The sequence below is a fragment of the Streptomyces natalensis ATCC 27448 genome, from assembly GCF_000935125.1.
Classification (GTDB): Bacteria; Actinomycetota; Actinomycetes; order Streptomycetales; family Streptomycetaceae; genus Streptomyces; species Streptomyces natalensis.
The window spans coordinates 109,520-134,980 of record NZ_JRKI01000010.1 but is presented as its reverse complement, the minus strand read 5'-3'; the positions used below and the strand labels follow the sequence as shown (position 1 = coordinate 134,980).

Here is a 25,461-nt window from a genome sequence, read left to right as displayed (position 1 = left end):
GGCGGGGTCGCGGGCGCGGCCACGGCAGGCCGGTTCCGGCCGACAGTACCGCCTCGCCGCCCGGCGGCGAGCGCCACCGCCGCCCCCGGGAGCGGCCGCCCGCCGCTCACCGCAGCTGCCCCTCGACGTACTCCCGCCACTCCCGCGTGAACTCCGCCAGCCCGACGCCCAGTTGGTCCCGCATCGCCCGGTCCAGCCGCTCGGCCCGCTCCGGGCGGCGGTCGTGGGCGGGGGCCGAGCCGGGCGAACGGTGCGGGCGGGGGTGGTGGGCGGCCTGGAGGGCCTCCAGGGGCGGCCCCAGGCGTCCCGAGGCGCTCTCGGTCCCGGTGCGGCCCGCGGCCCGGTAGAAGGCGAGCAGCCTGGCCTCGCCCCACTTGTCGGCGATCATCCGGCACGCCAGCCAGCCGCCCTCGTACGCCTTCGCCAGCCGGTCCGCGCCGGCCTGGAAGCCGAAGTCCTCGTCGGTGGGCAGGCTGTCGGGGGTCTTGCCGTCGGCGACCGCGTGCGAGAGCTCGGGGGCGGTGGTGGCCGCCTTGTCGGGGACGTCGCGGTAGGCGACCCAGTCGGCGAAGCCCTCGGAGAGCCAGAGCGGGGTGGCCGCGGTGGTGACCGTACGGGTGGCGACATGGGTGGTCTCGTGGGTGAGGACGACCTCCCGGCCGAGGGCGTTGAGCTCCTGGTACGCCTCGGGGTTGACGATCACCCGGTCCGCGGGCGCGGTCGCGGAGGCGCCGGCCTCCCCGGTGGTGACGGCCGCGATGCCCGTGTACCCGTCGCCGTCGCCGCTGCCCAGCAGCTGTGCCATCTGGCCGACGGTGTCCGGGGCCTCCACCACCACCGTGCCCGACCACCGGCCCTTCCAGGCGTCGGAGACGGCCGGTACCGCCTCGTCCACCTGGTTCGCCAGATCGCGCAGCCGCGCCGGGTCCCCGGCGCCGCCCAGCACCAGGCTGTGCCGGCCGCGCACCACCCGTACCGGGCCCTGGTCCCACAGCTGACGGGTGCCGGGCCGGCCCACGGCGGCGCCGTCGGTGTCGCCGGAGATCCGCCAGCGGCCGGCACGTTCGGTCAGGGTGAGGTACTGGAGGGAGGTGACCGGTGCGGTGTCATAGCCCCGCAGGCGGTAGCTCAGCCGCACCTTGGCCGCCATCCGGCCGCGGGGGCCGCCCGGGAGGGCGAAGGCGTCGGTGGAGAGCAGCTCGTAGCGCCAGTCGGTGACGGGGACCGCCGCGAGGTTGGCGATCAGCCGGCGCTGGCGGGCGCGGAAGGCCGTGGCGGACGGGTCGACGGTGGCCAGGAGGGCGGCGGTGTCGCCGTGGCGGACGGCGCGGGCGCGGGCGTCGAGCATCTGCTGGATGCCGGGGTAGCGGTCGCCCGGCGGGGCCTGGGGCGCGCAGCCGCCCAGCGGGACGAGCAGCGCGAGGAGCGGGACGGCACGGGTTGCCGCCCCGGTCCGCGACGGCCGGCGCCGTCCCGCCCGCTGACGTGACATGCCGCTGATCGTAAGTGCGGCCCGCGCGGCGCAAAAACGCTGGGCGGCCGATCAGGCCGCATCCGCGCGGGCCGCCGTCCGGGCCGCCGCCGGTTCGCGCCCCGTTCCCCACCGGTTTCCCGTACCTTCCCCGGCGGGTTCTCCGCCCGTTCCCCGGCGGGTTCTCACGGCCTGGTGATGGCGGCGACCGGCATCATGCCGACCGGGTCGTAGCGCACCCGGGCGCCGGGATAGGGCGCGTGGACGACCTTTCCGTCCCCCACGTACATCCCGACATGACTGGCGTCGGAGCGGTAGATGACCAGGTCACCGGGCTGCATCTGGGACACCGGCACCTGCCGGCCGGCGCCGCGCTGGCCCTGTGAGGTGCGCGGCAGAAAGACTCCGGCGTGCCCGTAGGCCCATTGGGTGAGTCCGGAGCAGTCGAAGGAGCCGGGGCCGCTGCTGCCCCAGGCGTACGGGGAGCCGACGGCGGCGCGGGCCGCGGCGACGGCCGCCGCGGCCCGTCCGGAGGCCGCGGCGGCGTCGGGCAGGCCGGACAGACCGGAGAGGTCGGCGAGCCCGGGCAGCATCGGGTCACGGCCGTCGCCGCGCGAGGTCCGGTCGAAGGCCGCGCGGGCGCCCGGCGGCAGCGCATGGAACAGCTTCCGGGCGGCGGTCAGCCGGCGCCGGACGTCCTTCTTGTGACGGGCCACGTTGCGGCGCCCGGCCACCAGGTCCGCCAGCTTCGCCGCGGTCACCCGGCGCTGCTGCTCCAGCTCCCGCTGCGCGGCCCGCAGCTCGCGCAGCTCACCGGCCTGGCTGCTGGTGATCCGGTCGAGCGCGGCGGCCTTCTCCAGGAAGCTGTCGGGGCGTTCGGACAGCAGCAGCCGCACCGTGGGGTCGATGCCGCCGCCGCGGTACTGGGCGGCGGCCAGGGCGCCGAGCCGGGTGCGCAGCCGGTTGACGCGTTGCTGGGCGCGGGCGGTGCGGTCCTGGAGGCGGGCCACCTCCGCGCGCAGTGCGCGGGTGGCCTCGGCGACGCCGTTGAACTTCTCGGTGGCCCGCTCGGCCTGTTCGAAGAGCGTGCCGAGCCGGGCGGCGGCCGCGTCCCGGCCAGTGGCGGGCCGTTCGACGGGGTCGGCCGAGGCCGGTGTGCCCGACAGTGCGGCCGCAGCGGTGGCCAGGGCCGCCGAGACGACGGTGACACCGGTGCGGGTGGCGGGACCTGCCTGGGAGGTACGGCGATGGGAGCCCACGGGTGGCGCACTCCTTCCGGCGGGGGTCTCCCCCCTGCTCGCGGCCGCTGCCGCCCGGGAGGGCGGACGGTGCCTCGCGGCCGCGAGGGCAGGACAGTAACCGCGCCGGTAGGCGGCGGCCAAAGACCCGTTGCCGTCCCCACAACGCCGCCCCGCCGGTGACTGTGCAGGTCACCGGCGGGGCGGGAAGTCAGCGGCGGGGGCCGCAATTCGCCCGTTCGGGCGGGAGGTTGGGCCCGTTCGGACGGCAGGGCCCGTACGTCAGACCCGCACTCCGAACTGGAACGGCATGTTGTTGATCGACTCGTAGCGCACCGAGGCGCCCGTGTGCGGGGCGTGCAGCACCATGCCGTTGCCCGCGTAGAGGCCGATGTGGTGCAGGTCGCCGAAGAAGAGCACCAGGTCGCCGGGCTTGAGGGCGCTCTCCGAGCCGATCCGGGTACCGGCGTTGGCCTGCTCCTGGGAAGTGCGCGGAATCGTCTGGCCGGCCTGCTGGTACGCCCAGGAGGTCAGGCCCGAGCAGTCGAAGGAGGACGGGCCGGTGGCGCCCCAGACGTAGGGCGAGCCGATCTTGGACTGGGCGGCGGACAGGGCGGCCGCACCGCGCGGCGAGGCGGGCGCGTCGTTGCCGAGGTCGGCCCGGCTGTTGTCGCGGTTGGCGCGCTGCTGCGCCGCCTCCATGGCCGCCTTCTCCTTGGCGGTCATGGAGTTCAGCAGCTGCTGCGCCTTGTTGAGCTTGGCCTGGATCTCGTCCTTCTTCGCACCGAGCGCCTTACGGGTCTCGGAGAGGTCCTTGATCTTGGCCGCGGCCTCGGCGCGCTCCTGGGCGAGCTGACGCATCTTGTCCGCGATGGTCTTCAGCTCCTGGGCCTGGTGGCCGCTGAGCTGGTCGAGGGTGGAGGCCTTGTCCAGGTAGGTGTCCGGGTCTCCGGAGAGGAAGAGCTGGACCGAGGGGTCGATGCTGCCGCTGCGGTACTGGCCGGAGGCGACGGCGCCCACGCTCTTGCGGAGGGTGTTGAGCTCCTCCTGGCCGCGGGCGACCTTGTCCTGGAGGCGGTCCACCTCTTTTTGGAGCTTGTTCTGGTCTTCCTTGGCCCCGTCGTACTTCTCGGTGGCCTGCTCCGCCTGCGCGTAGAGCTTGTCGACCTGGGCCTTGACGTCCTTCTTGTCCTGCTTGGGCGTGGCCTGGGCGGCCTGCGAGGAGAGGGCGACGGCCGCTGCCGCGGTCGCGGTGAGCACGGTGACGCGCGTACGGCTCGGCTGCTTGGGTCGACGGTGGGACGCCACGGGGGCGAGCTCCTTCTTCCTCCAGCCGCCTACCGGGAAGTGGGGGGACAAAGCCCCGGCTCCGCGCGAACGCCGCGGACTCGGCGGTACCTTCACTGACCACCCCGGTTGGATGATCACCAATATGAAGGTTCGGTGCCCGACCTTAGTAACCGAGTTGTGATCGCTTCAAATCCCCACGGGAAAAAACTGCGCCACCATCCCCATCCTTTACCAACATCACACAGGCAGTAAGCGCCATTTGACGCTGCGATACGGAAGGTGGGAGGAACGCAAGCGATTTTCCGGGCGGGATGGGCACCGGAGGGTGCAAAACCGTCAGGTCCGGGCAAGTCGCTTGAGCAGCAGGGCCGATGCCACCGGACGGGCGCCCGCCTTGGCGACGCCGTCGGCCACCTCCCGGTCGGTGGAGACCACGACGACCGGGCGGCCGGGCGGCTCGGCCCGTACCAGCTGGCGGATCAATTCATCGGCCGTCACGCCCGGTTTGCTGAACAGCACCCGCACCCCGCGCGGCGGCGCGAGCAGCACCGGCGCCGCCAGCTCCGCACCGTCGAAGACACAGGTCATCTCGGCACCGGTCTGCGCGGCCAGCACCGCGAGCCCGCCCAGCAGCCGCAGCCGCTGCTTGTCCAGCGGCATGGTCGGATAGCCGGTTTTGGTCACGTTGTAGCCGTCCACCACCAAATGCGCCTGCGGCAGCGCCAGGAGCTGGTCGAGCAGCGCCGGGTCCATCTCCGACAGCGCCCGGGTCGCGATGTCCTTGGGCGTCATCCGGCCCGGGGCGACCGCCTCGACGGTGTCCGCGGGGTGGATGCTGGCGGGCGGCAGGGCCAGTTCGCGGCGCAGGCCCTGGGCGGCGTCCAGCACCGTGTCCAGCAGCAGGCGCACCCGCATGTCCTCGACGCTACGGCCCTCGCGGGCGGCCCGCCGGCTGGCCTCCAGCGCCGATTCGGCCTCGGCGATACGGGCCTTGAGCCGACGCAGCTCGCTGTCCGCAAGGGCTTTTTCGGTCGCGCTCCGGGAACGCACCGCCTCCAGCGCGGCATCGGCCTTGCGCACCGCCGCCTCGCCGCGTTTGACATCGCTGAGCGCACTGCGCAGTTTGCGCTGGAGCGACTCGTTCTCCTTACGGGCCGCGTCCAGATCCGCCCGTACCCGCTCGACGTCGCCGCGCGCCTCGCCGCGTACCTGAGCCAGCTCCTCGCGCAGCCGCGCCAGCTCCCGCTCGGCCTCCTCGCCGGCCCGCTCGGCACGCGCCCGCTGCGCCTCCTCGCCGGCCGCCGCGACGAGCTTGACCCAGCCCTCGGGGCGCAGCACATAAGCGGCCGCCGCGACATCGAGCGGATCGGCGGCCGCGGGCGGGGTGCCGTCCTCCAGCGCCGCGGCCAGCTCCGGCTGGGCCTCGCGCAGCTTGCCCGCGATCCGCTGCCGGAAGACCGCATCGCTCTCCAGCGCCGCGGCCATCGCATTCCCCGCGAACTTGGCGCGACGAGTCGGGGTGAAACGGGCGTACTGCCGCAAGGGGGGTGGCAGTTCGGTGACGGTCAGCGCGCCGAAGGACTCCGCGGTGAGCGCCACGACCCGGCGCCGTACGCCCTCGGGCAGCGGACGGTCGAGCACGTCGTCGACGGCACCCTCGGATGCGTCGGCGTACGCCGCTCCCTGCTCCCTTTCCGGACGCTCCACCACGGCTTGCTCGCTCCGATCTCAGGCGCTCGCGCCCGGCCGGTCCACCAGCTCGATCTGGTCGACCGCGTTGCACCAGCGGCAGCGCACGGACTCGATGCTCTCACTGAGCACCTCGCGCTCCTCCACCTTCGGCTCCCCGGCCAGATCCAGGTGCACGTACTCCACCACCTTGGACCGGCGGGTGACATCGAACCTGGTGAGATTGCCGCAGAGCGTGCAGCGCCACCGGGTCTCGACCGTCGGCATGGGAACACCCATCATGCCGTCCTCTCTTTCGGGCTGCGAAAGTGCGCAAGGTTACGCAAGGTACTGACTGCAACCCTACGGCCTGACGGGGGGCCGGTGCGGGCCCCGCCCAGGAGGCGGGACGCGGCGAGGCACTCTGTCCCGAATGCCCGCATTAAGCCATGATCACTTCATGACGGCGCCGTCCCTGTTCCCGGGTATCCCCCGGCCACCGCATCCCGTCCGCTCCCTGGCGGCGGTTTTCTCGCGGATGACGAATGTCCTGATCGCGCTGTGCTGCGTGATCTTCGTGGTCGGCCCGGCCTCCGGACTGAACCAGATGTACGGTCACGGCCAGGCGCTGGCCCAGGCGCAGACCGCGTATTTCGCGCGCTGGGGCGTGATCCCGCTCGACCTGTGGAGCGGCTCACCGCACGCCCTGCTCACCCCGCTGACCGCGCTGTTCATCCACGGCGGCTGGCTGCATCTGCTCGGCAACCTGCTGTTCTTGTATGTCTTCGGCGGGATGACGGAAACGCGGATGGGGCGGTTCGCCTTCACCGCCTTCTACCTCATCGTCGGCTATCTGGCCCTGTTCGGCTACGCGGCCGCACACGCGGGCTCCCCGCAGACCCTGGTCGGCGCCTCCGGCTCGATCTCCGGCGTCCTCGGCGCCTTCCTCTACCTCTTCCCCAGGGCCCGCGTCACCAGCGTCTTCCCCTTCCTCTTCTTCCTCCCCCTGCGCTTCCCCGCCTGGATCGTGCTGCTCTTCTGGTTCGTCCTCCAGTGGCAGTCCGCCCAGGACGACCCGCGCGGTCCCGGCGTCGCCTACCTCGCCCATGTCGTCGGCTTCGCCCTCGGCTTCCTGTACGCATGGGCCCGCTACGGGAGGGATAGTGTGGGGTCCACCAGGGGGAACGAACCGGGAAGCGAACCGGCGACCGAGGGAGAGAGCCAGCCGTGATCACGTCGATCGTGCTCATCAAGACCAGCGTGGACCAGATCCCGGAGATCGCCGAGAAGATCGCCGCGCTGGAAGGCGTCAGCGAGGTCTACTCCGTCACCGGCGCGCACGACCTGATCGCGATGGTTCGCGTGGCGAAGCACGACGATCTGGCCGACGTCATCCCCGGCCGCATCAGCAAGATTCCCGGGGTCGCGTCCACGGAGACGCACATTGCGTTCCGCACGTATTCGCAGCATGACCTTGAGGCCGCGTTCTCTATTGGCCTAGACGCGTAGCGTCTTCTCCCCACGTCTTCGGCTGTCCCGCCCGTCCGCTGCGCTTTGCCTGGGCCGACGTTGTGGCTTTCCCGCCGTTGCGCCTGCGGCGGGCGTTGCCGCTTGCGCGGGGCTGTTCGGCTGCGGGACCGGGCCTCCGAACTTCGTCCTGCGGCCCGGCCCCTCCCCGTTGGGGGTGGGAGAAAAACAGTGGGGGTACACGTGGGCGGTCGGGTGCCGCATGTCCGTCGAGTCATACGGAAACGGACAGACGACGCACGCCCCCACCGGCCCCTTCCCCCCACCCACGGGAGGGGCCGCGCCGCAGGACGAAGTCCGGAGGCGTGGCACCGCACCCGTACAACCCACGCCCGCCGCAGGCGCAACGGCGAGAAGAAACCGCGGCGGGATGGCCGAAAACGTGGGGAGAAAACCCCGCTACGCGGCGGGCACGCAACGCCCGTCCTCCGTCCGGTAGTTCCACCGCGCGCCGTCCGTCACCAGTTCCTTCACCGCCCGGACGAAGCGGTCGACGTGTTCGTCCGGCGTGCCCGCGCCGAAACTGACGCGGATGGCGTTGAGGGAGCGCTCGCCGGGGGCCGCCTCAGGGGCGCCGCATTCGCCCGGGTCCTGGGGCTCGCTGCCGAGGAGCGTGCGGACGAGGGGGTGGGCGCAGAAGAGGCCGTCGCGGACGCCGATGCCGTACTCGGCGGAGAGGGCGGCGGCGAAGTGGGAGCTGTTCCAGCCGTCCACGACGAAGGAGAGCACGCCCACCCGCGGGGCGTCGTCGCCGAAGAGGGAGAGGACCTTGACCTCGGGGACCTCGGCCAGCCCCGCACGAACCTTGGCGATCAGCTCCCGCTCGCGGGCGACCAGGGTGTCGAACCCGGCCTCGGTCAGGGCCTGGCAGGCGGAGGCGATGGCATAGGCGCCGATGACGTTCGGCGAACCGGCCTCGTGGCGGGCCGCGGTGGTGTGCCATTCGACGTCCACGCCGCCGTCCGTACGCCGCGAGACCTTGCGGCTGGCGCCGCCGCCCGCCAGGTACGGGTCGGCCGACCGCAGCCAGTCGGCGCGCCCGGCCAGCACCCCGGCGCCGAACGGCGCGTAGAGCTTGTGGCCGGAGAAGGCGACCCAGTCGACGTCCAGTTCGGCGATGTCCAGGGGGTGGTGCGGGGCGAGCTGAGCGGCGTCCAGGACGATCCGGGCTCCGTGCGCATGGGCCGCGGCGGCCAGTTCCCGGACGGGCCACAGCTCGCCGGTCACGTTGGAGGCGCCGGTCACGCACACCAGCGCCGGGCCGCAGGGCTCGCGCTCGGCCAGCGCCTTCTCCAGGGTGTCGACGGCCTCGCCGTGCGTCCGCGGTGCGTTGAGGTAGGTGACCTCGACGCCGGCGCGCTGCTCCCACGGCAGCAGGGAGGCGTGGTGCTCGGTCTCGAAGACGAACACCCGGGTGCCCTGCGGGAGTACGGCGGCGAGGAGGTTGAGCGAGTCGGTGGTGGAGCGGGTGAAGACCACCTGGTCGTCGGCGCGGCAGCCGAGGAAGTCCGCGATGGTCGTGCGGCTGTTCTCGAAGAGGTCGGTGGACAGCTGCGAGAGGTATCCGGCGCCGCGGTGGACGCTGCCGTAGTACGGGGCGTAGGCGGCGACGTCGTCCCAGACGCGCTGGAGGGCGGGGGCGCTGGCGGCGTAGTCGAGCGCGGCGTAGACGGCCTCGCCGCCGGTCACCAGCGGGACGAGGACATCTCGGCCCAGAACCGGCAGCGGGGCACAAACGGAACGGTCGGCGGCAACGGCGGAGACAGACATGGCGAACTCCCGTGAGAGGTAAGCGAATTCGCTGCGGACGGGTACGCGGAGGCGCCGGCGGAGGTGCACAGAGGCGCACGCAGAACGGCCGCAGCGGTTGAAGAGGAAGAGGCGGAGAAGCGGGGCCGTAGGCCCCTATCGCATTCGCTGCATCACGGAAGGGCTCCCTCGAGGACCAGGATCCCTGGCGAGGGATCCGCGCTTGCCGCAGACCTCGCTGCCTGCGGCCTGGTCATCACCCGGGGCACCCCGCCACGGACGGAGGGTTGCCGGACAGCGGGCCGGGGCCTACATCGCTGTCACTCGTGACCTGAGCTGCATCATGCCATACGGCAATGCGCGCGCAAGCCCCGGTCCGGATACCGGACAGGGGCTTGCGTCACACTCTGCGTGACGGCCGTGCGTCACGGCTCGGGCGTCACGGCCGGCGCACGGCGCCTCAGGCGTTGCTGGCCGCCACCCACCGCTCCAGGGCCCGTTTGGCCGCGCCCGAGTCGATGGCCGCGGCGGCCTTCTCGATGCCGGCCCGGATCTGCTCCGTCAGCGGCGCCCCGGACGGATGCAGCGCCACCAGGGCCGCCGCCGCATTGAGCAGGACCGCCTCGCGCACCGGGCCGGTCTCGCCGTCCAGCAGACGGCGGGCCACGTCCGCGTTGTACGAGGCGTCGGCGCCGCGCAGGGCCTCCACCGGGACGAGGCCGATGCCCACGTCGCGGGGGTCGAAGCCCTCCTCGCGGACCGTGCCGTCGCGGACCACCCACACCCGCGAGGTGGCGGTGGTGGTCAGCTCGTCCAGCCCGTCGTCGCCGCGGAAGACCAGCGCCGAGGAGCCGCGCTCGGCGAGCACCCCGGCCAGGATCGGCGCCATCCGGGCGTCGGCGACGCCGGTGGCCTGGGCCCGTACGCGGGCGGGGTTGGTCAGCGGGCCCAGCACATTGAAGGTGGTGCGGATGCCGAGCTGGGCGCGGGCGTTGGCGACATGGCGCAGCGCGGGGTGGAACTTCACCGCGAAGCAGAAGGTGATGCCCGCCTCCTCGGCGACCTCGGTGACCCGCCGGGGGCTGAGGTCGAGATTGACGCCGAGCTTTTCGAGGACGTCGGAGGCGCCGCTGGCCGAGGACGCGGCGCGGCTGCCGTGTTTGACGACCTTGGCGCCGGTGCCGGCCACCACGATCGAGGACATCGTGGAGATGTTGACGGTCTTGGCGCCGTCGCCGCCGGTGCCGACGATGTCCACGCTGGGGCCGGGCACCTCGATCAGCCGGGCGTGCGCGTACATGGTGCGCACGAGCCCGGAGATCTCGGCGACGGTCTCGCCCTTGGCCCGCAGCGCCACCGCGAAGCCGGCGATCTGGGCGTCGCTGGCCTCGCCCCGCATGATCCTGTCCATCACCCAGGCGGTGTCGTCGGCGGCGAGGTCACGGCCGTCCAGCAGGGCGTTGAGGATGGCCGGCCAGGTGTGGGCCGCCACGCTGTCGCCGCCCACCGGGGTCACAACGTTCATGGTCCACGCTCCTGGTTTGTCTGGTGCCTCTGCCGTTCACCCTATCGAGCCCGGGGCACGCCGGAGGGCCCCGTCCGGTGGGGGTCCCCCCTGCTCGAGCGAAGTCGAGAGCTTGGGGGACGGACGGGGCCCTCTGGGTGGCGTACTACCTGCGCCTCAAGGCGCTGCGGTGATCAGTGGTGGCCGTGGCCGCTGGTGATCTCCTTGTACTCCTCGACGGTCGGCTTGGGGATGACGTTGTCCTCGCCGTAGTAGCCCTTGGAGAGCTTCGCGCGCAGCTTCTGCCCGCGGGTGAACTTGCGGCGGACGCCGTTCTCGTCGACCTCCGGGCCCAGCTCGTAGGGCTCGGGCTGCTCATGCTGGGTGAGCATGTGCAGCTTCTCCTGGTCGAGCGGCTCGTGGACCTCGATGAACTCACCGTGCGGCAGGCGCTTGATGATGCCGGACTCGCGGCCGTGCAGCACCTTGTCCTTGTCGCGGCGCTGGAGGCCCATGCAGACCCGCTTGGTGGCGATGAAGGCCAGCACCGGCCCGACGAAGAACGCGATCCGGACGAACCAGGTGATCGAGTTGATCGACAGGTGGAAGTGCGTCGCCCACAGGTCGTTGCCGCCGCCGATCAGCATCACGAAGTACGCGACCAGCCAGGCCACACCGAAGCCGGTGCGGGTGGGAACGTTGCGCGGGCGGTCCAGGATGTGGTGCTCGCGCTTGTCGCCCCGTACCCAGGACTCGACGAACGGGTAGACGGCGATGGCGACCAGGACCAGGGGGAAGATCACGATCGGGATCAGCACACCGAAGTTGACGGTGTGGCCCCAGAAGTTCCACTCCCAGCCCGGCATGACACGGACCAGACCCTCGGCGAAGCCCATGTACCAGTCCGGCTGCGCACCAGTGGAGACCTGGTCCGGCCGGTACGGCCCTATGGCCCACACGGGGTTGATGCTGGCGATCGCGGCGATCACCGAGATCACACCGAAGACCAGGAAGAAGAAGCCTCCGGCCTTGGCCATGTAGACCGGCAGCAGGGGCATGCCGACGACGTTCTCGTTGGTCTTTCCGGCGCCCGGGAACTGCGTGTGCTTGTGGTAGAAGACCAGGATCAGGTGCGCGACCAGCAGGCCGAGCATGATGCCGGGCAGCAGCAGCACGTGGACCGTGTAGAACCGCGCGATGATGTCGTGGCCGGGGAACTCGCCGCCGAAGATGAACATCTGGAGGTACGAGCCGACCAGCGGGATCGCCAGGATGACGCCCTCGATGAACCGCACGCCGGTGCCGGAGAGCAGGTCGTCGGGGAGCGAGTAGCCGGTGAAGCCGGTGAACATGCCCAGCACGAACAGCAGGAAGCCGAACAGCCAGTTGACCTCGCGCGGCTTGCGGAAGGCGCCGGTGAAGAACACCCGCATCATGTGGACCATCATCGCGGCCAGGAAGACCAGCGCGGCCCAGTGGTGGATCTGACGGATGAGCAGGCCGCCGCGGACGTCGAAGCTGATGTCCAGCGTCGACTCGAAGGCCTGGGTCATCCGGATTCCCTGCATGGGCACATAGGAACCGTGGTAGGTCACCTCGGCCATGCTCGGGTGGAAGAACAGCGTCAGATAGACACCGGTCAGGATGATGATGACAAAGCTGTAGAGCGCGACCTCACCCAGCATGAAGGACCAGTGGTCCGGGAAGATCTTGCGCATATTGGCCTTGGCGAGGCTGTAGATGCCCAGCCGGCCGTCCGCCCAGTCGGCGATCCGCTCGCCCCGCGGCGCAGGGCCGCGGCGCGTGGTGGTCGCGCTTGTCTCGTTACTCATCCGCGCTCCCAGAAGCTCGGGCCGACGGGCTCACCGAAGCCGCTCGCGGCCTCCAGGAAACCGTCCTTCTCCGTGATGTGCAGCTGCGGCAGGGCGTGCCCGGCGGGACCGAAGATCACCTTGCCGCCGTCAGAGAGGTCGAACGTCGACTGGTGGCAGGGGCAGAGCACGTGGTGGGTCTGCTGCTCGTAGAGGCTGATGGGGCAGCCCACGTGGGTGCAGATCTTCGAGAAGGCCACGATGCCCTCGTGCGACCAGGACAGTTCGTCCTTGTCCTTGATGTCCTGCGGCTGGATCCGCACGAGCATCAGGGCGTCCTTGGCGATCTTCTCGTTGAAGTCCTCCTGGTCCTCCTCCAGGCCCTCGGGCTTGGCGAAGGTCAGGGAGCCGACCGCGATGTCCTCGGGACGCAGCGGAAGGTTGGTGGACTGGTTGACGAGGCGGACGCCCTTCTTCCAGTTCGTGGTGCGCAGCTTGGTCCCGGGCAGCGGGCCGAGGTCACGCAGCAGTACGACACCGGAGAGCGGGACCATCGCCATGGCACCGAACAGGGTGTTGCGGATCAGCTTGCGCCGGCCGAACTGCGACTCCTCGGCGCCCAGCTTGAAGTCCGCCAGGACTTTGGCCTTGACCTCGGGGGCGGCCTCGATGGGGTGGCGGTCGTCGGCGACCTCCACGTCCGACATCAGGGTGCGGGCCCAGTGGACCGCGCCGGCGCCGATGCAGAAGAGCGCGACACCGAGGGTGAGGCCCAGCGCGAAGTTCAGGCCGCTGATGTGGCCGATCGGCCAGATGTAGACGATCTTGTCGATCGGGATCGTCACGTACGAGGCGATGAAGCCGACCGTGGCCAGCATCGACACCAGGAACAGCAGGGCGACGGTGTTCTCGGAGCGCTTGGCGGCCCGCTCGTCGATGTCCTGCGCGCGGTGCTCGTGCTCGGGCAGACCGGGGTCGGCGAACGGGTTCTCCGCCGTCGCCACCGCGCCTTCGTGCGCCGTCTCCCGCTCGGGAAGGGTTTCTTCTGGCACGTCTTCGTGTCGTCCAGTCTCACTCATGACTTCTTGGCCTTCGTAGTCCGGGCTGCGACCCAGATGGCGACTGCGATCAGCGCGCCCAGGCCGAAGATGTAGCCGAAGAGACCCTCAGTGACCGGACCGAGACCGCCGAGTTCCAGGCCGCCGGGGCTCGCCGACTCATCGCCGTTGACGGCGCCGAGGTACGCGACGATGTCCTTCTTGTTTTCCTTCGACAGGGAGCCGTCGCCGAAGGAGGGCATGTTCTGCGGGCCGGTTTCCATGGCCTCGTAGATGTGCTTGGGGTCCACGCCCTCAAGGGTCGGTGCGAACTTGCCGTTGGTCAGCGCGCCGCCCTTGCCGGTGAAGTTGTGGCACTGGGCGCAGTTCGTACGGAACAGCTCGCCGCCCTTGGCGACGTCCGCGCCGGCCGCGCTGTACTGCTGCTTGTCCGGCACGGTGGGGCCGGCGCCCAGCGACGCGACGTAGGCCGCGAGCTGGTCGATCTGGGCGTTGGTGTAGATGTTCCGCTTCCGCGGCACCTGGGCGCCGGGCTGCTGGGCGGGCATACGGCCGGTGCCGACCTGGAAGTCGACGGCTGCGGCACCGACGCCCACCAGGCTGGGGCCGTCGGAGGTGCCCTGACCGCCGGTGCCGTGGCAGCTGGCGCAGCCCACGGCGAAGAGCTTCTTGCCCTCCTTGATGGCAAGGGACTGGGCGGTGTCATCGGCCTGAGCCTTGTCCGCCGGCGCGAACGCGGCGTACAGCCCCCCAGTGACCGCCAGCGCGAAGAGTAGGACGACGAGCGCCGCCAGTGGATGGCGCCGTCGTGCGGAGAGCTTTTTCACGGATTACCCCGGTGTCAGGATCTTCTGCGTCGATGCTTTGGCTATGTCTGTCGGTAATGCGTATCCGGTCGGGGACCGGTTACCGGATCAGTTACCGGATCAGGTAGATCGTGGCGAAGAGGCCGATCCAGACGACATCGACGAAGTGCCAGTAGTAGGACACGACGATGGCCGCGGTGGCCTGCGTGTGGGTGAACCTCTTGGCCGCGTACGTCCTGCCCAGGACCAGCAGGAAGGCGATGAGTCCGCCCGTCACGTGCAGTCCGTGGAAGCCGGTGGTCAGGTAGAACACCGAGCCGTACGGGCCGGACGAGAGCGAGAGGCCCTCGTGCTTGACCAGTTCGGTGTATTCGAAGACCTGACCGCCGATGAAGGTCGCACCCATGACGAAGGTGACCACGAACCACGCGCGGAGCTTTTTGACGTCACCGCGCTCGGCGGCGAATACGCCGAGCTGGCAGGTCAGGGAGCTGAGCACCAGGATCGTGGTGTTGGTCGCGGAGAACGGAAGATTCAGCGCACTGGCCGATTCCTTCCAATACGCCTCGCCGGTCACCGATCGAAGGGTGAAGTACATCGCGAAGAGGGCCGCGAAGAACATCAGCTCGGAACTCAGCCAGATGATGGTTCCGACGCTGGTGAGGTTCGGCCGATTGACCGACGGGTGCGCGTGCCCGGTTTCTACTGTCGTTGCTGTCGCCACGACCGACATTATGTCGGTCGCTTATCCCGCCCTCACTCCGGGGGGTGCCGTTCGGTGTGTCAAGGCCGTACGGCCTGCTCGCGGGGGTCGTCGCGGCGGTCGCCCGAAGGGGGGACGCGGCCGGTCGCCCCGGGCCCGCCGGGCCGTCCGCGCAGCGGTCCTGACGCCGCATCGGTCAGCGCGCGAAGCGGTACGAACCCTCCTGCGGGCACCTGGTACGGGAGTAGCATCCGCGCAACGATCGACCCCGAAGCCGGCCCGCCGACAAGCTGGAGGAACGATGCAGCCGACCGCCACGGTCCTGGTCTACAGCGACAACGCCCACACCCGCGAGCAGGTCCGGCTGGCGGCCGGCCGGCGGCCCGCCGCCGATGTCCCCCAGATCGAGATCCTGGAGTGCGCCACCGCTCCGGCCGTCCTGGCGGCCCTGGAGCAGGGCGGGATCGACGTCTGCGTCCTGGACGGCGAGACCGCGCCCGCGGGCGGGATGGGCGTGTGCCGGCAGATCAAGGACGAGATCTTCCGGTGCCCGCCCGTCCTGCTGCTCATCGGCCGCCCGCAGGACGCCTGGCTGGCCACCTGGAGCCGCGCGGACGCGGCCGTGACCCATCCCCTCGACCCGGTGGCGTTCGCGGACGCCCTGGCCTCGCTGCTGCGCCGCAGGGCACTCGTCCAGGTCTGAGCCGGCGCCCCACGAGCGGCTGTGCGGCCGCTGGGGAGCCTTCACAGCTCGGGGCGGAGCCGGGCGTCGGCGGAGGAGTCCGGCCGGCGCTCGGCGGCTCCTGTGGTGCTGGAGCCCTTGGTCTTCAGGGCGCTGCCGGCCCGCCATTCCTTCCAGGGCATGTTCCAGTCGCCGAAGCCGTTGTCGAACGGGGTCATGGTGTCGCCGGAGCTGTTGACGACCTTGACGATGTCGCCGACGCGGACGTGGTTGAAGAACCACCGGGCGTTGCCGGTGGACATGCCGGTGCAGCCGTGGCTGACGTTGGCGGCGCCCTGCGAGCCGACGGACCAGGGGGCGGCGTGCACGTACTCGCCGCTCCAGGTCACCCGGGTGGCCCAGTAGACCGGCAGGTTGTAGGAGTCCGAACTCCCGGCGGAGATGCCGACGGTGGAGGAGCGCATCCGTACGAAGCTCTCCTTGCCGAGGACGACCTTGACGCCGTTGCGGGTGGAGAAGCCGGGCTTGCCGGTGGTGACGGGGATGGTGTTGATCTCCTCACCGTTGCGCAGCACCGTCATCCGGTGGGCGGCGGCGTCGGTGATGGCCTCCACCGCGTCGCCCGTGGTGAGCCGGACGGGCTTGGCGGGGCCGCCGTAGAGCCCCCGGGCGATCTTGAGGCCGGCCAGGTTGCTGTGGACGGCGATGGTGGCGTGCGCGGGCCAGTAGTCCTTGGGGCGGAAGTGCAGTTTCCTGCCGTCGATCCAGTGCCAGGTGCCCTCGACCCGCGGGATGGAGTCCACCTTCAGGGCGCTTTCGACGACGGCCCGCTGCTTGGGGTCGGTCACGTCCCTGCTGAGTTCGGCGGTGACGGGCTGGCCGACGCCGTATTCGCCGGTGTCGGGGCCGAAGGTGACGCGCAGTCGGTCGTCGTTGTTGTCCGTGGTGTGGACGACGAGGGTTTTGCGGCCGGGGGCGCCGTCCTCGTTCTCGGTGCTGACCTGCACCGTGTAGCGGGTGCCGGCGGCCAGTGGCACGGTGGTTCTCCAGCGCCTGCCGTCGGCGCTGAGTTCGCCGCGGATGTAGCGGCCGGAGGAGTCGGTGGCGGTCACGTCCGTGATCCGCGCCTCGTCACCCTTGACGGAGACCTCAAGCGGCTTGTCGGGGTCCGCTTTCTGCTTGCCGTCCGGGGTGTTGGCCGTGATCTGGTCGGCCGCGTCGTAGGGCTTGGCGGAGAGCGGCTGCGACGTCGAGTCCCCGCAGGCGGTGGCGCTCACCGCAAGGGGCACTATCAGGAGGCCGCAGCTCAGCACCGTCCGGGTTCGAGGTCTGGTACTCATGCCCCAAAAATATGAAGAACCACCTCTTGCGGCGCGCTGGATGACTGCAAACGGGGTGCGCGCGGGAGACATTCTTGACCCGAAAGGCAAGCCGCCACGCCGGAAACGACGGCGGGCCCGGACACCTGATCGGGTGTCCGGGCCCGCCGTGTACGGCGTGTCCGCGTCCTACTGGGTGCGGTTCTCGCCGTGGTAGTACTCGAAGACCCAGCCGAAGAGACCCACCAGGATCACCGGGGCGGAGAAGTACAGCAGCCACCAGCCGAAGACGACGCCCATGAAGGCGAGCGCGCCACCGACGGCCAGGGAGAGCGGCTGCCAGCTGTGCGGGCTGAAGAAGCCCACCTCACCGGCGTCGTCCGAGACCTCGGCGTGCTCGTTGTCCTGGGCACCCGCGTCGACCCGCCGGGCCGTGAAGGCCAGGTAGTAGCCGACCATGATGCACAGGCCGAACGCCAGGAAGAGCGCGGTGGTACCGGCCGGCTCCTTCGACCACACGCCATAGACGACCGCCATGGCGAGGATGAAGACACTCAGCCAGATGAACATCTTGCCCTGGATCTTCACTTGCCCGCCTCCTTGCCGCCGGCGAGGGACTTGTCATCCGCGCCGTGACCGTTGTGCAGCGCGTCGAGGGCCGCGATCTCCGGGTGGTGCAGGTCGAACGCCGGGGATTCGGAGCGAATACGCGGCAGGGTGAGGAAGTTGTGCCGCGGCGGCGGGCAGGAGGTCGCCCACTCCAGCGAACGGCCGTAGCCCCAGGGGTCGTCGACCTCGACCTTCTTGCCGTACTTGGCGGTCTTCCAGATGTTGTAGAAGAACGGCAGGATCGACAGGCCCAGCAGGAACGAGCTGATCGTCGAGATGGTGTTCAGCGTGGTGAAGCCGTCGGCCGCCAGGTAGTCGGCGTACCGGCGCGGCATGCCCTCGGCGCCCAGCCAGTGCTGGACGAGGAACGTGCCGTGGAAGCCGATGAACAGCGTCCAGAACGTGATCTTGCCGAGGCGCTCGTCCAGCATCTTGCCGGTGAACTTCGGCCACCAGAAGTGGAAGCCGGCGAACATCGCGAAGACGACCGTGCCGAAGACGACGTAGTGGAAGTGCGCCACGACGAAGTACGAGTCGGAGACGTGGAAGTCCATCGGCGGCGAGGCCAGGATGACACCGGTCAGACCACCGAAGGTGAAGGTGATCAGGAAGCCGATCGTCCACAGCATCGGCGTCTCGAAGGACAGTGAGCCCTTCCACATCGTGCCGATCCAGTTGAAGAACTTCACACCGGTCGGGACCGCGATCAGGAACGTCATGAAGGAGAAGAACGGCAGCAGCACACCGCCGGTCACATACATGTGGTGCGCCCACACCGTGACCGAAAGACCGGCAATCGAAATCGTCGCCGCAATCAGACCGATGTAACCGAACATCGGCTTCCGGGAGAACACCGGAATGACCTCGGAAATGATGCCGAAGAACGGCAGGGCGATGATATAGACCTCGGGATGCCCGAAGAACCAGAAAAGATGCTGCCAGAGCAATGCGCCGCCATTTGCGGCATCGAATACATGGGCACCGAATTTACGGTCCGCCTCCAGGGCGAACAGCGCGGCGGCCAGGACCGGGAAGGCCAGCAGGACCAGCACACCGGTCAGCAGCACGTTCCACACGAAGATCGGCATCCGGAACATCGTCATGCCAGGCGCACGCATGCAGATGATCGTGGTGATGAAGTTGACCGAACCGAGGATGGTGCCGAAGCCGGAGAAGGCCAGACCCATGATCCACATATCGGCGCCGACGCCCGGCGAGCGGACCGCGTCCGACAGCGGGGAGTAGGCGAACCAGCCGAAGTCGGCCGCACCCTGCGGGGTGAGGAAGCCGGCCACCGCGATCAGCGAGCCGAAGAGGTAGAGCCAGTAGGCGAACATGTTCAGCCGCGGGAACGCCACGTCGGGCGCGCCGATCTGGAGCGGCATGATCCAGTTCGCGAAACCGGCGAACAGCGGGGTGGCGAACATCAGCAGCATGATCGTGCCATGCATGGTGAACGCCTGGTTGAACTGCTCGTTCGTCATGATCTGCTCACCGGGGCGGGCCAGCTCGGCGCGCATGAGCAGCGCCATCAGGCCGCCGACGCAGAAGAACGCGAACGACGTGACCAGGTACATCGTGCCGATGGTCTTGTGGTCGGTGGTGGTGAGCCACTTGACCGCGGCGATACCCGGTTGCTTCTTGCGTACGGGCGGTGCTGCCGGAGCCGTCTCGGCGGCGGCACCCTGAGGTTCGTTGAGGATGCTCACGTGTTCTTCGTCTCCGCATTCCTGGCGTGATCCGTCTGCTTGATGCCCGACGGCAGGTATCCGGTCTGGCCCTTCTTCGCCAGGTCCTTCAGGTGCTCCCGGTACTTAGCCGGGGAGACGACCTTGACGTTGAAGAGCATCCGGGAGTGGTCGACGCCGCACAGCTCGGCGCACTTGCCCATGAAGGTGCCCTCCTTGTTGGGGGTCACCTCGAAGACGTTGGTGTGGCCCGGGATCACGTCCTGCTTCATCAGGAACGGGATCACCCAGAAGGAGTGGATGACGTCACGCGACGTGAGGACGAACTGAACCGTCTCGCCCTTCGGCAGCCACAGGGTCGGGCCCGGGTTGCCGGTCTGCGGGTTCTTCGTCGCCGGGTTGCCCGTGTCGTAGACGCCCTCGGCACCGGCCGGAGCGGACTTCTTCCACTTGTCCGGGATGGCAGAGAGTTCGGGAGAATTGATCCCGGTGGTCTTGTTGTTGCCGTCCACGTTCTCCAGGTAGTTGAACGCCCAGCTCCACTGGAAGCCCACCACGTTGATGACGTGGTCCGGCTTCTTGGAAGTCTTGAGAACGTAGCTCTCATCGCGCGCGGTGAAGTAGAAGAGCACCGCGATGATGATGAACGGGACGATCGTGTACAACGCCTCGATGGGCATGTTGTACCGCGTCTGAGTGGGGACCTCCACCTTGGTCCGGCTGCGGCGGTGGAAGATCACGCTCCAGATGATCAGGCCCCAGACCAGCACGCCCGTTGCGAGGGCGGCGGCCCAGGAGCCCTGCCAAAGAGAGAGGATTCGCGGCGCCTCGTCGGTGACGGGCGTCGGCATGCCGAGGCGGGGGAAGTCCTTGTATGAGCAACCAGTAGAGGTCGCCAGGACCAGGCCCGCAGCAAGCACCTGCGGCAGCTTCCGCCGCATCGGGCGCCGCGACGAGCGGTCGGAGCCGTTGGGACTCACGTAGCGCCTTCCCGAGAGTCTCGCCCGCGCGGTCGGCTGCGGCCTTAACTCGCTGGTCGGTCGCCGCCCTGCGTCGGGCAGGGGTTTGGATGTTTATGCGGACCAAACCCTACTGGACGCTATTTGGGGTCGCGCGGGGAGGGTGCCCAACGCGCCGCGAGCCACCCCGATGGGGTGGGCGTGTCGGTCGCCGGGCGTCCCCCGGACGCCCGATTACCCGCTCCCACCAGGCAACTGACGGCTTGGCGAGCGTCCGCAGCGGTGGGCGGCAGCCCCGGCGTCAGCCGGGGGGCTACCGTCTCGTACGTGCCCTACTTCGACGCCGCCTCCGCCGCCCCGCTGCATCCCGTCGCCCGCGAGGCCCTGCTCGCCTCGCTGGACGAGGGCTGGGCCGATCCGGTCCGCCTGTACCGGGAGGGGCGGCGGGCCCGGATGCTGCTGGATGCTGCGCGGGAGGCCGCGGCGGAGGCCGTGGGGTGCCGGCCCGACGAGCTGGTTTTCACCCCTTCGGGGACGCAGGCGGTGCATTCCGGGATGTCCGGGGCGCTGGCGGCCCGCCGGCGTGTCGGCCGGGGGCTGGTGCACTCCGCGGTCGAGCACTCCGCCGTCCTGCATGCCGCCGAGGTCCATACGGCGGCCGGCGGCACGGTCACCCAGGTCGGCGTGGACCGTACGGGCCGGGTCGCGGCCGGGGAGTTCGCCGCCGCGCTGCGGGCGGACACCGCGCTCGCCTGCCTCCAGTCCGCCAACCACGAGGTGGGCACCGAGCAGCCGGTCGAGGAGGTGGCGGCCCACTGCCAGGAGGCAGGGGTGCCGCTCCTGGTGGATGCGGCGCAGTCTCTTGCCTGGGGGCCGGTGCCGGGCGCCTGGTCGCTGCTGACGGCGAGCGCCCACAAGTGGGGCGGCCCGCCCGGTGTGGGTCTGCTCGCCGTCCGCAAGGGCACCCGCTTCGCGCCCCAGGGCCCGGCCGACGAACGGGAGTCGGGCCGCGCGCCCGGTTTCGGCAACCTGCCGGGGATCGTCGCGGCGGCCGCCGCGCTGCGGGCCCTGCGCGCCGAGGCGGCGGGCGGAGCGGACGAGGCGGCGCGGCTGCGGGAGCTGGTCGGCCGGATCCGCACCCGGGTGCCGGAGCTGGTCGGCGAGGTGGAGGTGGTCGGCGACCCCGTACGGCGTCTCCCCCACCTCGTCACGTTCTCGTGTCTCTATGTCGACGGCGAGGTGCTGTTGCAGGAACTCGACCGGGCCGGCTTCTCCGTCTCGTCCGGATCGTCCTGTACCTCCAGCACTCTGACGCCGAGCCATGTGCTGCGCGCGATGGGTGTGCTCTCGGAGGGGAATGTCCGGGTCTCGCTCCCGTACGGCACGGACGAGGCCGATGTGGAGCGGTTCCTTCAGGTGCTGCCGGGGGTGGTGCGCTCGGTACGGGAGCAGCTGGGGGTGCCGGTGGAGAAGCCGGAGAAGCCCGCGGCGGCGGGCGAGGAGACGGGCCTGGTGGTCGACGCCCTCGGCAGGCGCTGCCCGATCCCGGTCATCGAGCTGGCGAAGGTCATCGGCCGGGTGCCGGTCGGCGGCACGGTGACGGTGCTGTCGGACGACGAGGCGGCGCGGCAGGACATCCCCGCCTGGTGCGCGATGCGCGAGCAGGAGTACGTGGGTGAGCAGGATGCGGAACGCGGCGCCGCATATGTGGTGCGGCGCCGCGTATAGGCGCGAAAGGCCCGGTGGGTGAGGCCCGGCGCGAAAGCGCCGAAGGGCTCAGACCAGGTGCTCCTGGACCTCGGCCGCGGCCTCGTGCCCGTAGGCCTTGGTGAAGCGGTCCATGAAGTGGCTGCGGTGCAGCTCGTACTCCTGGGTGCCGACGGTCTCGATGACCAGGGTGGCGAGCATGCAGCCGACCTGGGCGGCGCGCTCCAGGTCGACGCCCCAGGCCAGGCCCGACAGGAAGCCGGCACGGAAGGCGTCGCCGACGCCGGTCGGGTCGGCCTTGGCCTTCTCCTCCGGGACGCCGACCTCGATGACCGGCTCGCCGACGCGCTCGATCCGGACGCCGTTGGAGCCCAGGGTGGTGACGCGGGTGCCGACCTTGGCCAGGATCTCGTCGGCGGTCCAGCCGGTCTTGGACTCGATCAGGCCCTTCTCGTACTCGTTGGAGAAGAGGTAGGCGGCGCCCTCCATCAGGGTGCGGATGCCCTCGCCGTCCATGCGGGCGATCTGCTGGGAGAAGTCGGCGGCGAAGGGGATGCCCCGGCTGCGGCACTCCTCGGTGTGGCGGATCATCGCCTCGGGGTCGTCCGCACCGATCAGGACCAGGTCCAGGCCGCCGACGCGCTCGGCGACGTGCTGGAACTCGATCAGCCGGGCCTCGCTCATGGCGCCGGTGTAGAAGGAGCCGATCTGGTTGTGGTCGGCGTCGGTGGTGCACACGAAGCGGGCGGTGTGCAGCACCTCGGAGATCCGTACCGAGCGGGTGTCGACGCCGTGGCGGTCGAGCCAGGCGCGGTACTCCTCGAAGTCGTTGCCCGCGGCGCCGACCAGGATCGGCTGGATGCCCAGCTGGCCCATCCCGAAGCAGATGTTGGGGGCGACGCCGCCCCGGCGGACGTCGAGCTGATCGACGAGGAAGGAGAGGGAGACCGTATGCAGCTGATCGGCGACCAGCTGGTCGGCGAAACGGCCGGGGAACGTCATCAGATGGTCGGTGGCGATGGAGCCGGAGACTGCAATACGCACGACGGGTCTGCTCCTGGGGCGGAGGGACTAGCGGACGTGGGACAACGCTACCGGGCATAGCGCCGGGCCACCCGGTCATCCCGGACGATCGGACATACCGAAACTACCCAATAGTAGGTCTTTCTTCGCGGAAGGCGGCTGCGTACGGTGCCGCTATGACCAAGCCTGTGAAAGCCGTCACACCGTCCGCCGCCCGTGCCGCGTCCGCCACGGCCGACCCGGAGTCGCTCGACCAGCTGCGCGGCGACTGCGCGCGGATGGCGCCGCGCTTCACCCGCAGCCGGTGCGCCGAGCCCGCCGAGGGCAAGGCGTCCGCCCGGGGCAAGGCGACCGAACTGCACGGCGTCTCGGTCCCCGAGAAGTCTGCCGCACTGCTGGAGGGCATGTCCGAGTACGGCGACTGAGCCGGCGTACGGCGACCGGGCCGGTCCCCCGCCGGACGGGGGAACCGCCGCCGCCCCTGCTTCGTCCCATCGGCGTCCGTGAGTACGGACACGGAAGATGGTCGGCGGAGCCGAAGGAGCGATGCGGTGAACACCGAGGACACCAACGACACCGGGGACGGCGCGGCGCCTGCCGGGAACCCGGAGCCCACGGCCCGCAGGCGGCCCAGCCGGCTGGTGATCGCCTCCATGGCCGCCGCGGTGCTGGTCGCCGGGGGTGGCGCGGCGTACTGGGCCTCGTCCGCGTCCGGCGGCCGGGACGCCACCGCGGGGGCCGCGGCCGGCAATCCGCCGCCGCTGGCGCTCGACGGCTACACCGGCGGCGGGATAGCGGCGGGCGAGCCCAATCCGCAGGGTGCGCACTACAAGGCGGTGGCCAAGCTGCCCGGCGGTCCGGCGTCGGCGCCCGTGTACCGGCCGCAGGGCCAGATCTCCCAGGCGGCGGTGGAACGGCTGGCCAAGGCCCTGGATGTGGCCGGAAAGGTTCGCTCGGAGGGCAACACCTGGAAGGTCGGCGGGCCCACCGCGGACGGTCGCGGCCCCGTCCTCCAGGTCACCAAGACCGGCTCGGGATCGTGGACGTTCTCGCAGTACGGCACCCCGGGCGGGACCAACTGCGCGCTGCCCGCCTCGCCGAAGGGCGACACCGGCGCCTCGCCGTCCGGCCGGCCGGGCTGTCCCTCGTACCGCGGCGCCGGGGACGCCTCCACGGAGGACGACGGCAGCGGCAAGGGCGCGGTGTCGGAGGCGAAGGCCAAGGAGGCCGTGCGGCCCGCGCTGGCGGCCCTCGGCCAGAAGGACGCGAAGCTGGATGCGAGCGGGCTGTCCGGCGCGGTACGGATCGTGAGCGCCGACCCGGTGCTCGGCGGGCTGCCGACGTACGGCTGGCAGAGCGATCTCCAGGTCGGCTCGGACGGTCAAGTGGTGGGCGGCAGCGGCCAGTTGGCGCACCCCGCCAAGGGCGCGGTGTATCCCGTACTGGGCGCGCAGCAGACCCTGGACCGGCTGAACTCGCACGACGGCCGCAAGCCCGCCGACTGCCCCTCGGCGCTGTCCGGGAAGGGCGGCGCGGGCATCGCCCCCTGCGAGCCCGCGCCGACGAAGGGCCAGCGGCCGACCGAGGTGACCGGCGCGGTCTTCGGCCTCGCGGTGCAGTACGTGAACGGCGGACCGGCGCTGGTCCCGTCCTGGCTCTACCGGGTGCGGCAGCCGGGCGCCGGCAACGGCTCCGACGCGACCTCGGTGATCGCGCATCCCGCCGTGAACCCGAAGTATCTGGCGCACCGGGACCGCACGCCGCAGGTGCCGTCGGGGAAGCCCGGGGTGATGGCGCTGGAGTCGTATGTGGTGGGCGACGGCGGGCGGAAGCTGACCGTGCACTTCTGGGGCGGGGTGTGCAGCGTCTACACGGTGAGCGCCGAGGAGTCGGCGACGACGGTGCAGACCAAGGTCGTCGGCCGGGACAAGAAGCCGCACCAGATCTGCGTGAAGATCGCCAAGGACTTCACCCGGACCGTCACGCTGGACAAGCCGCTGGACGGCCGGAAGGTGATCGATGTCTCGACCGGCAAGGCGGTCCCGAAGCGCTGAGGCCCCGAGCGCCGAGCGCGCGTCTGCGCCCTGAACACCACGAAGGCGGCACCCCGAGCGGGGTGCCGCCTTCGTCGGTCAGTGGCGCGGTGGCTCAGCTGAAGGAGTCGCCGCAGGCGCAGGAGCCGGTGGCGTTCGGGTTGTCGATCGTGAAGCCCTGCTTCTCAATGGTGTCGACGAAGTCGATCGAGGCACCGCCCAGGTAGGGGGCGCTCATCCGGTCGGCGACGACCTTGACGCCGTCGAAGTCCTTGACCACATCGCCGTCGAGCGAGCGCTCGTCGAAGAAGAGCTGGTAACGCAGTCCGGAGCAGCCGCCGGGCTGGACCGCCACCCGCAGCGCGAGGTCGTCCCGGCCCTCCTGCTCCAGCAGGCTCTTGACCTTCGACGCGGCCGCGTCGGACAGGATGATGCCGTCGCTGACGGTGGTCTTCTCGTCCTGAACGCTCATCTACATCTCTCCCGGGTTGTACGGACCGCTTGCCATCGGTTGCCACAGCTGCAACCGGCGACGTCCCGGATCTATTCCGGCTGCGCGCGAGGTGTCCTTCTGTTGTCTTCATGCTCGCACATCGCCGGGCGGGCACCGGTGGGA

General features: G+C 70.4%; 23 protein-coding genes and 1 riboswitch. Of the genes, 6 read left to right on the top strand and 17 right to left on the bottom strand.

Annotation, left to right across the window (positions count from 1 at the left end; genetic code table 11):
- Window positions 1-106 precede the first annotated feature (106 nt).
- From SNA_RS08995 to SNA_RS08975, 5 genes are all read right to left on the bottom strand, one after another.
- A complete protein-coding gene (locus SNA_RS08995) occupies window positions 107-1,492 on the bottom strand; it encodes a hypothetical protein (protein WP_044364236.1) in 1,386 nt (461 codons plus the stop codon).
- A gap of 164 nt (window positions 1,493-1,656) precedes the next feature.
- Entirely contained in the window at window positions 1,657-2,730 is a 1,074-nt protein-coding gene (locus SNA_RS08990; RefSeq protein ID WP_044364235.1) for a C40 family peptidase, read from the bottom strand.
- A gap of 261 nt (window positions 2,731-2,991) precedes the next feature.
- Entirely contained in the window at window positions 2,992-4,017 is a 1,026-nt protein-coding gene (locus SNA_RS08985; RefSeq protein ID WP_030073170.1) for a C40 family peptidase, read from the bottom strand.
- Window positions 4,018-4,335: 318 nt separating this feature from the next.
- Window positions 4,336-5,709, bottom strand: coding sequence for an NYN domain-containing protein (locus SNA_RS08980; protein WP_030073169.1), 1,374 nt, complete (start codon window positions 5,707-5,709; stop codon window positions 4,336-4,338).
- A gap of 18 nt (window positions 5,710-5,727) precedes the next feature.
- Window positions 5,728-5,967, bottom strand: coding sequence for a hypothetical protein (locus SNA_RS08975; RefSeq protein ID WP_030073167.1), 240 nt, complete (start codon window positions 5,965-5,967; stop codon window positions 5,728-5,730).
- A gap of 238 nt (window positions 5,968-6,205) precedes the next feature.
- On the opposite strand from SNA_RS08975, the gene SNA_RS08970 reads away from it, so the two are divergent.
- The gene (locus tag SNA_RS08970) at window positions 6,206-6,898 is read left to right on the top strand and encodes a rhomboid family intramembrane serine protease (protein ID WP_030073166.1); all 693 of its coding nucleotides are present in this window, start codon (window positions 6,206-6,208) and stop codon (window positions 6,896-6,898) included.
- On the top strand, window positions 6,895-7,176 hold the full coding sequence (locus SNA_RS08965) for an Lrp/AsnC family transcriptional regulator (RefSeq protein ID WP_030073164.1): 282 nt from the start codon (window positions 6,895-6,897) through the stop codon (window positions 7,174-7,176). The genes SNA_RS08970 and SNA_RS08965 overlap by 4 nt, the downstream gene beginning before the upstream one ends.
- Window positions 7,177-7,593: 417 nt before the next feature.
- Here SNA_RS08965 and SNA_RS08960 read toward each other — a convergent pair whose 3' ends face one another.
- The 6 genes from SNA_RS08960 to ctaE all read right to left on the bottom strand — a co-directional run bounded on the left by SNA_RS08960 (window position 7,594) and on the right by ctaE (window position 14,855).
- Window positions 7,594-8,964, bottom strand: a complete 1,371-nt coding sequence (locus SNA_RS08960) for an aminotransferase class V-fold PLP-dependent enzyme (protein WP_044364233.1) — start codon at window positions 8,962-8,964, stop codon at window positions 7,594-7,596.
- A gap of 193 nt (window positions 8,965-9,157) precedes the next feature.
- Window positions 9,158-9,275: riboswitch (SAM riboswitch) on the bottom strand.
- Between the two features lie 128 nt (window positions 9,276-9,403).
- Entirely contained in the window at window positions 9,404-10,468 is a 1,065-nt protein-coding gene (trpD, locus tag SNA_RS08955; RefSeq protein ID WP_030070053.1) for an anthranilate phosphoribosyltransferase, read from the bottom strand.
- A gap of 173 nt (window positions 10,469-10,641) precedes the next feature.
- Window positions 10,642-12,279 (bottom strand): cytochrome bc1 complex cytochrome b subunit, encoded by a 1,638-nt coding sequence (gene qcrB, locus SNA_RS08950; RefSeq protein ID WP_030070051.1) that lies wholly within the window; start codon window positions 12,277-12,279, stop codon window positions 10,642-10,644.
- A complete protein-coding gene (gene qcrA, locus SNA_RS08945; RefSeq protein WP_030070049.1) occupies window positions 12,276-13,337 on the bottom strand; it encodes a cytochrome bc1 complex Rieske iron-sulfur subunit in 1,062 nt (353 codons plus the stop codon). Before qcrA ends, qcrB begins: the two co-directional genes overlap by 4 nt.
- The gene (gene qcrC, locus SNA_RS08940) at window positions 13,334-14,143 is read right to left on the bottom strand and encodes a cytochrome bc1 complex diheme cytochrome c subunit (RefSeq protein WP_030070047.1); all 810 of its coding nucleotides are present in this window, start codon (window positions 14,141-14,143) and stop codon (window positions 13,334-13,336) included. Before qcrC ends, qcrA begins: the two co-directional genes overlap by 4 nt.
- Before the next feature lie 91 nt (window positions 14,144-14,234).
- A complete protein-coding gene (gene ctaE, locus SNA_RS08935) occupies window positions 14,235-14,855 on the bottom strand; it encodes an aa3-type cytochrome oxidase subunit III (RefSeq protein WP_030070045.1) in 621 nt (206 codons plus the stop codon).
- A gap of 271 nt (window positions 14,856-15,126) precedes the next feature.
- Between ctaE and SNA_RS08930 the strand changes: the two genes are divergently transcribed.
- Complete coding sequence (locus SNA_RS08930) at window positions 15,127-15,528, top strand: DNA-binding transcriptional response regulator (RefSeq protein WP_044364231.1); 402 nt, start codon at window positions 15,127-15,129, stop codon at window positions 15,526-15,528.
- 41 nt (window positions 15,529-15,569) lie between these two features.
- Here SNA_RS08930 and SNA_RS08925 read toward each other — a convergent pair whose 3' ends face one another.
- From SNA_RS08925 to ctaC, 4 genes are all read right to left on the bottom strand, one after another.
- Window positions 15,570-16,847, bottom strand: coding sequence for a L,D-transpeptidase (locus SNA_RS08925; RefSeq protein WP_198535004.1), 1,278 nt, complete (start codon window positions 16,845-16,847; stop codon window positions 15,570-15,572).
- Window positions 16,848-17,015: 168 nt separating this feature from the next.
- Window positions 17,016-17,414 carry a cytochrome c oxidase subunit 4 gene (locus tag SNA_RS08920; protein ID WP_030070038.1) on the bottom strand — a complete coding sequence of 133 codons (399 nt, stop codon included), beginning with the start codon at window positions 17,412-17,414 and terminating at the stop codon, window positions 17,016-17,018.
- The gene (ctaD, locus tag SNA_RS08915; protein WP_030070036.1) at window positions 17,411-19,144 is read right to left on the bottom strand and encodes an aa3-type cytochrome oxidase subunit I; all 1,734 of its coding nucleotides are present in this window, start codon (window positions 19,142-19,144) and stop codon (window positions 17,411-17,413) included. Before ctaD ends, SNA_RS08920 begins: the two co-directional genes overlap by 4 nt.
- On the bottom strand, window positions 19,141-20,103 hold the full coding sequence (gene ctaC / locus SNA_RS08910) for an aa3-type cytochrome oxidase subunit II (RefSeq protein WP_030070034.1): 963 nt from the start codon (window positions 20,101-20,103) through the stop codon (window positions 19,141-19,143). The genes ctaD and ctaC overlap by 4 nt, the downstream gene beginning before the upstream one ends.
- Before the next feature lie 306 nt (window positions 20,104-20,409).
- Between ctaC and SNA_RS08905 the strand changes: the two genes are divergently transcribed.
- Complete coding sequence (locus SNA_RS08905) at window positions 20,410-21,810, top strand: cysteine desulfurase/sulfurtransferase TusA family protein (RefSeq protein WP_044364331.1); 1,401 nt, start codon at window positions 20,410-20,412, stop codon at window positions 21,808-21,810.
- 48 nt (window positions 21,811-21,858) lie between these two features.
- Here the strand turns inward: SNA_RS08905 and SNA_RS08900 are convergent, their stop codons facing one another.
- Window positions 21,859-22,833 (bottom strand): carbohydrate kinase family protein, encoded by a 975-nt coding sequence (locus SNA_RS08900; protein ID WP_030070032.1) that lies wholly within the window; start codon window positions 22,831-22,833, stop codon window positions 21,859-21,861.
- Between the two features lie 155 nt (window positions 22,834-22,988).
- On the opposite strand from SNA_RS08900, the gene SNA_RS08895 reads away from it, so the two are divergent.
- Window positions 22,989-23,237 (top strand): hypothetical protein, encoded by a 249-nt coding sequence (locus SNA_RS08895; protein ID WP_030070031.1) that lies wholly within the window; start codon window positions 22,989-22,991, stop codon window positions 23,235-23,237.
- A gap of 126 nt (window positions 23,238-23,363) precedes the next feature.
- A complete protein-coding gene (locus tag SNA_RS08890) occupies window positions 23,364-24,866 on the top strand; it encodes a hypothetical protein (RefSeq protein WP_044364227.1) in 1,503 nt (500 codons plus the stop codon).
- Window positions 24,867-24,960: 94 nt separating this feature from the next.
- Here SNA_RS08890 and erpA read toward each other — a convergent pair whose 3' ends face one another.
- Window positions 24,961-25,317 carry an iron-sulfur cluster insertion protein ErpA gene (gene erpA / locus SNA_RS08885; protein ID WP_044364226.1) on the bottom strand — a complete coding sequence of 119 codons (357 nt, stop codon included), beginning with the start codon at window positions 25,315-25,317 and terminating at the stop codon, window positions 24,961-24,963.
- Window positions 25,318-25,461 lie beyond the last annotated feature (144 nt).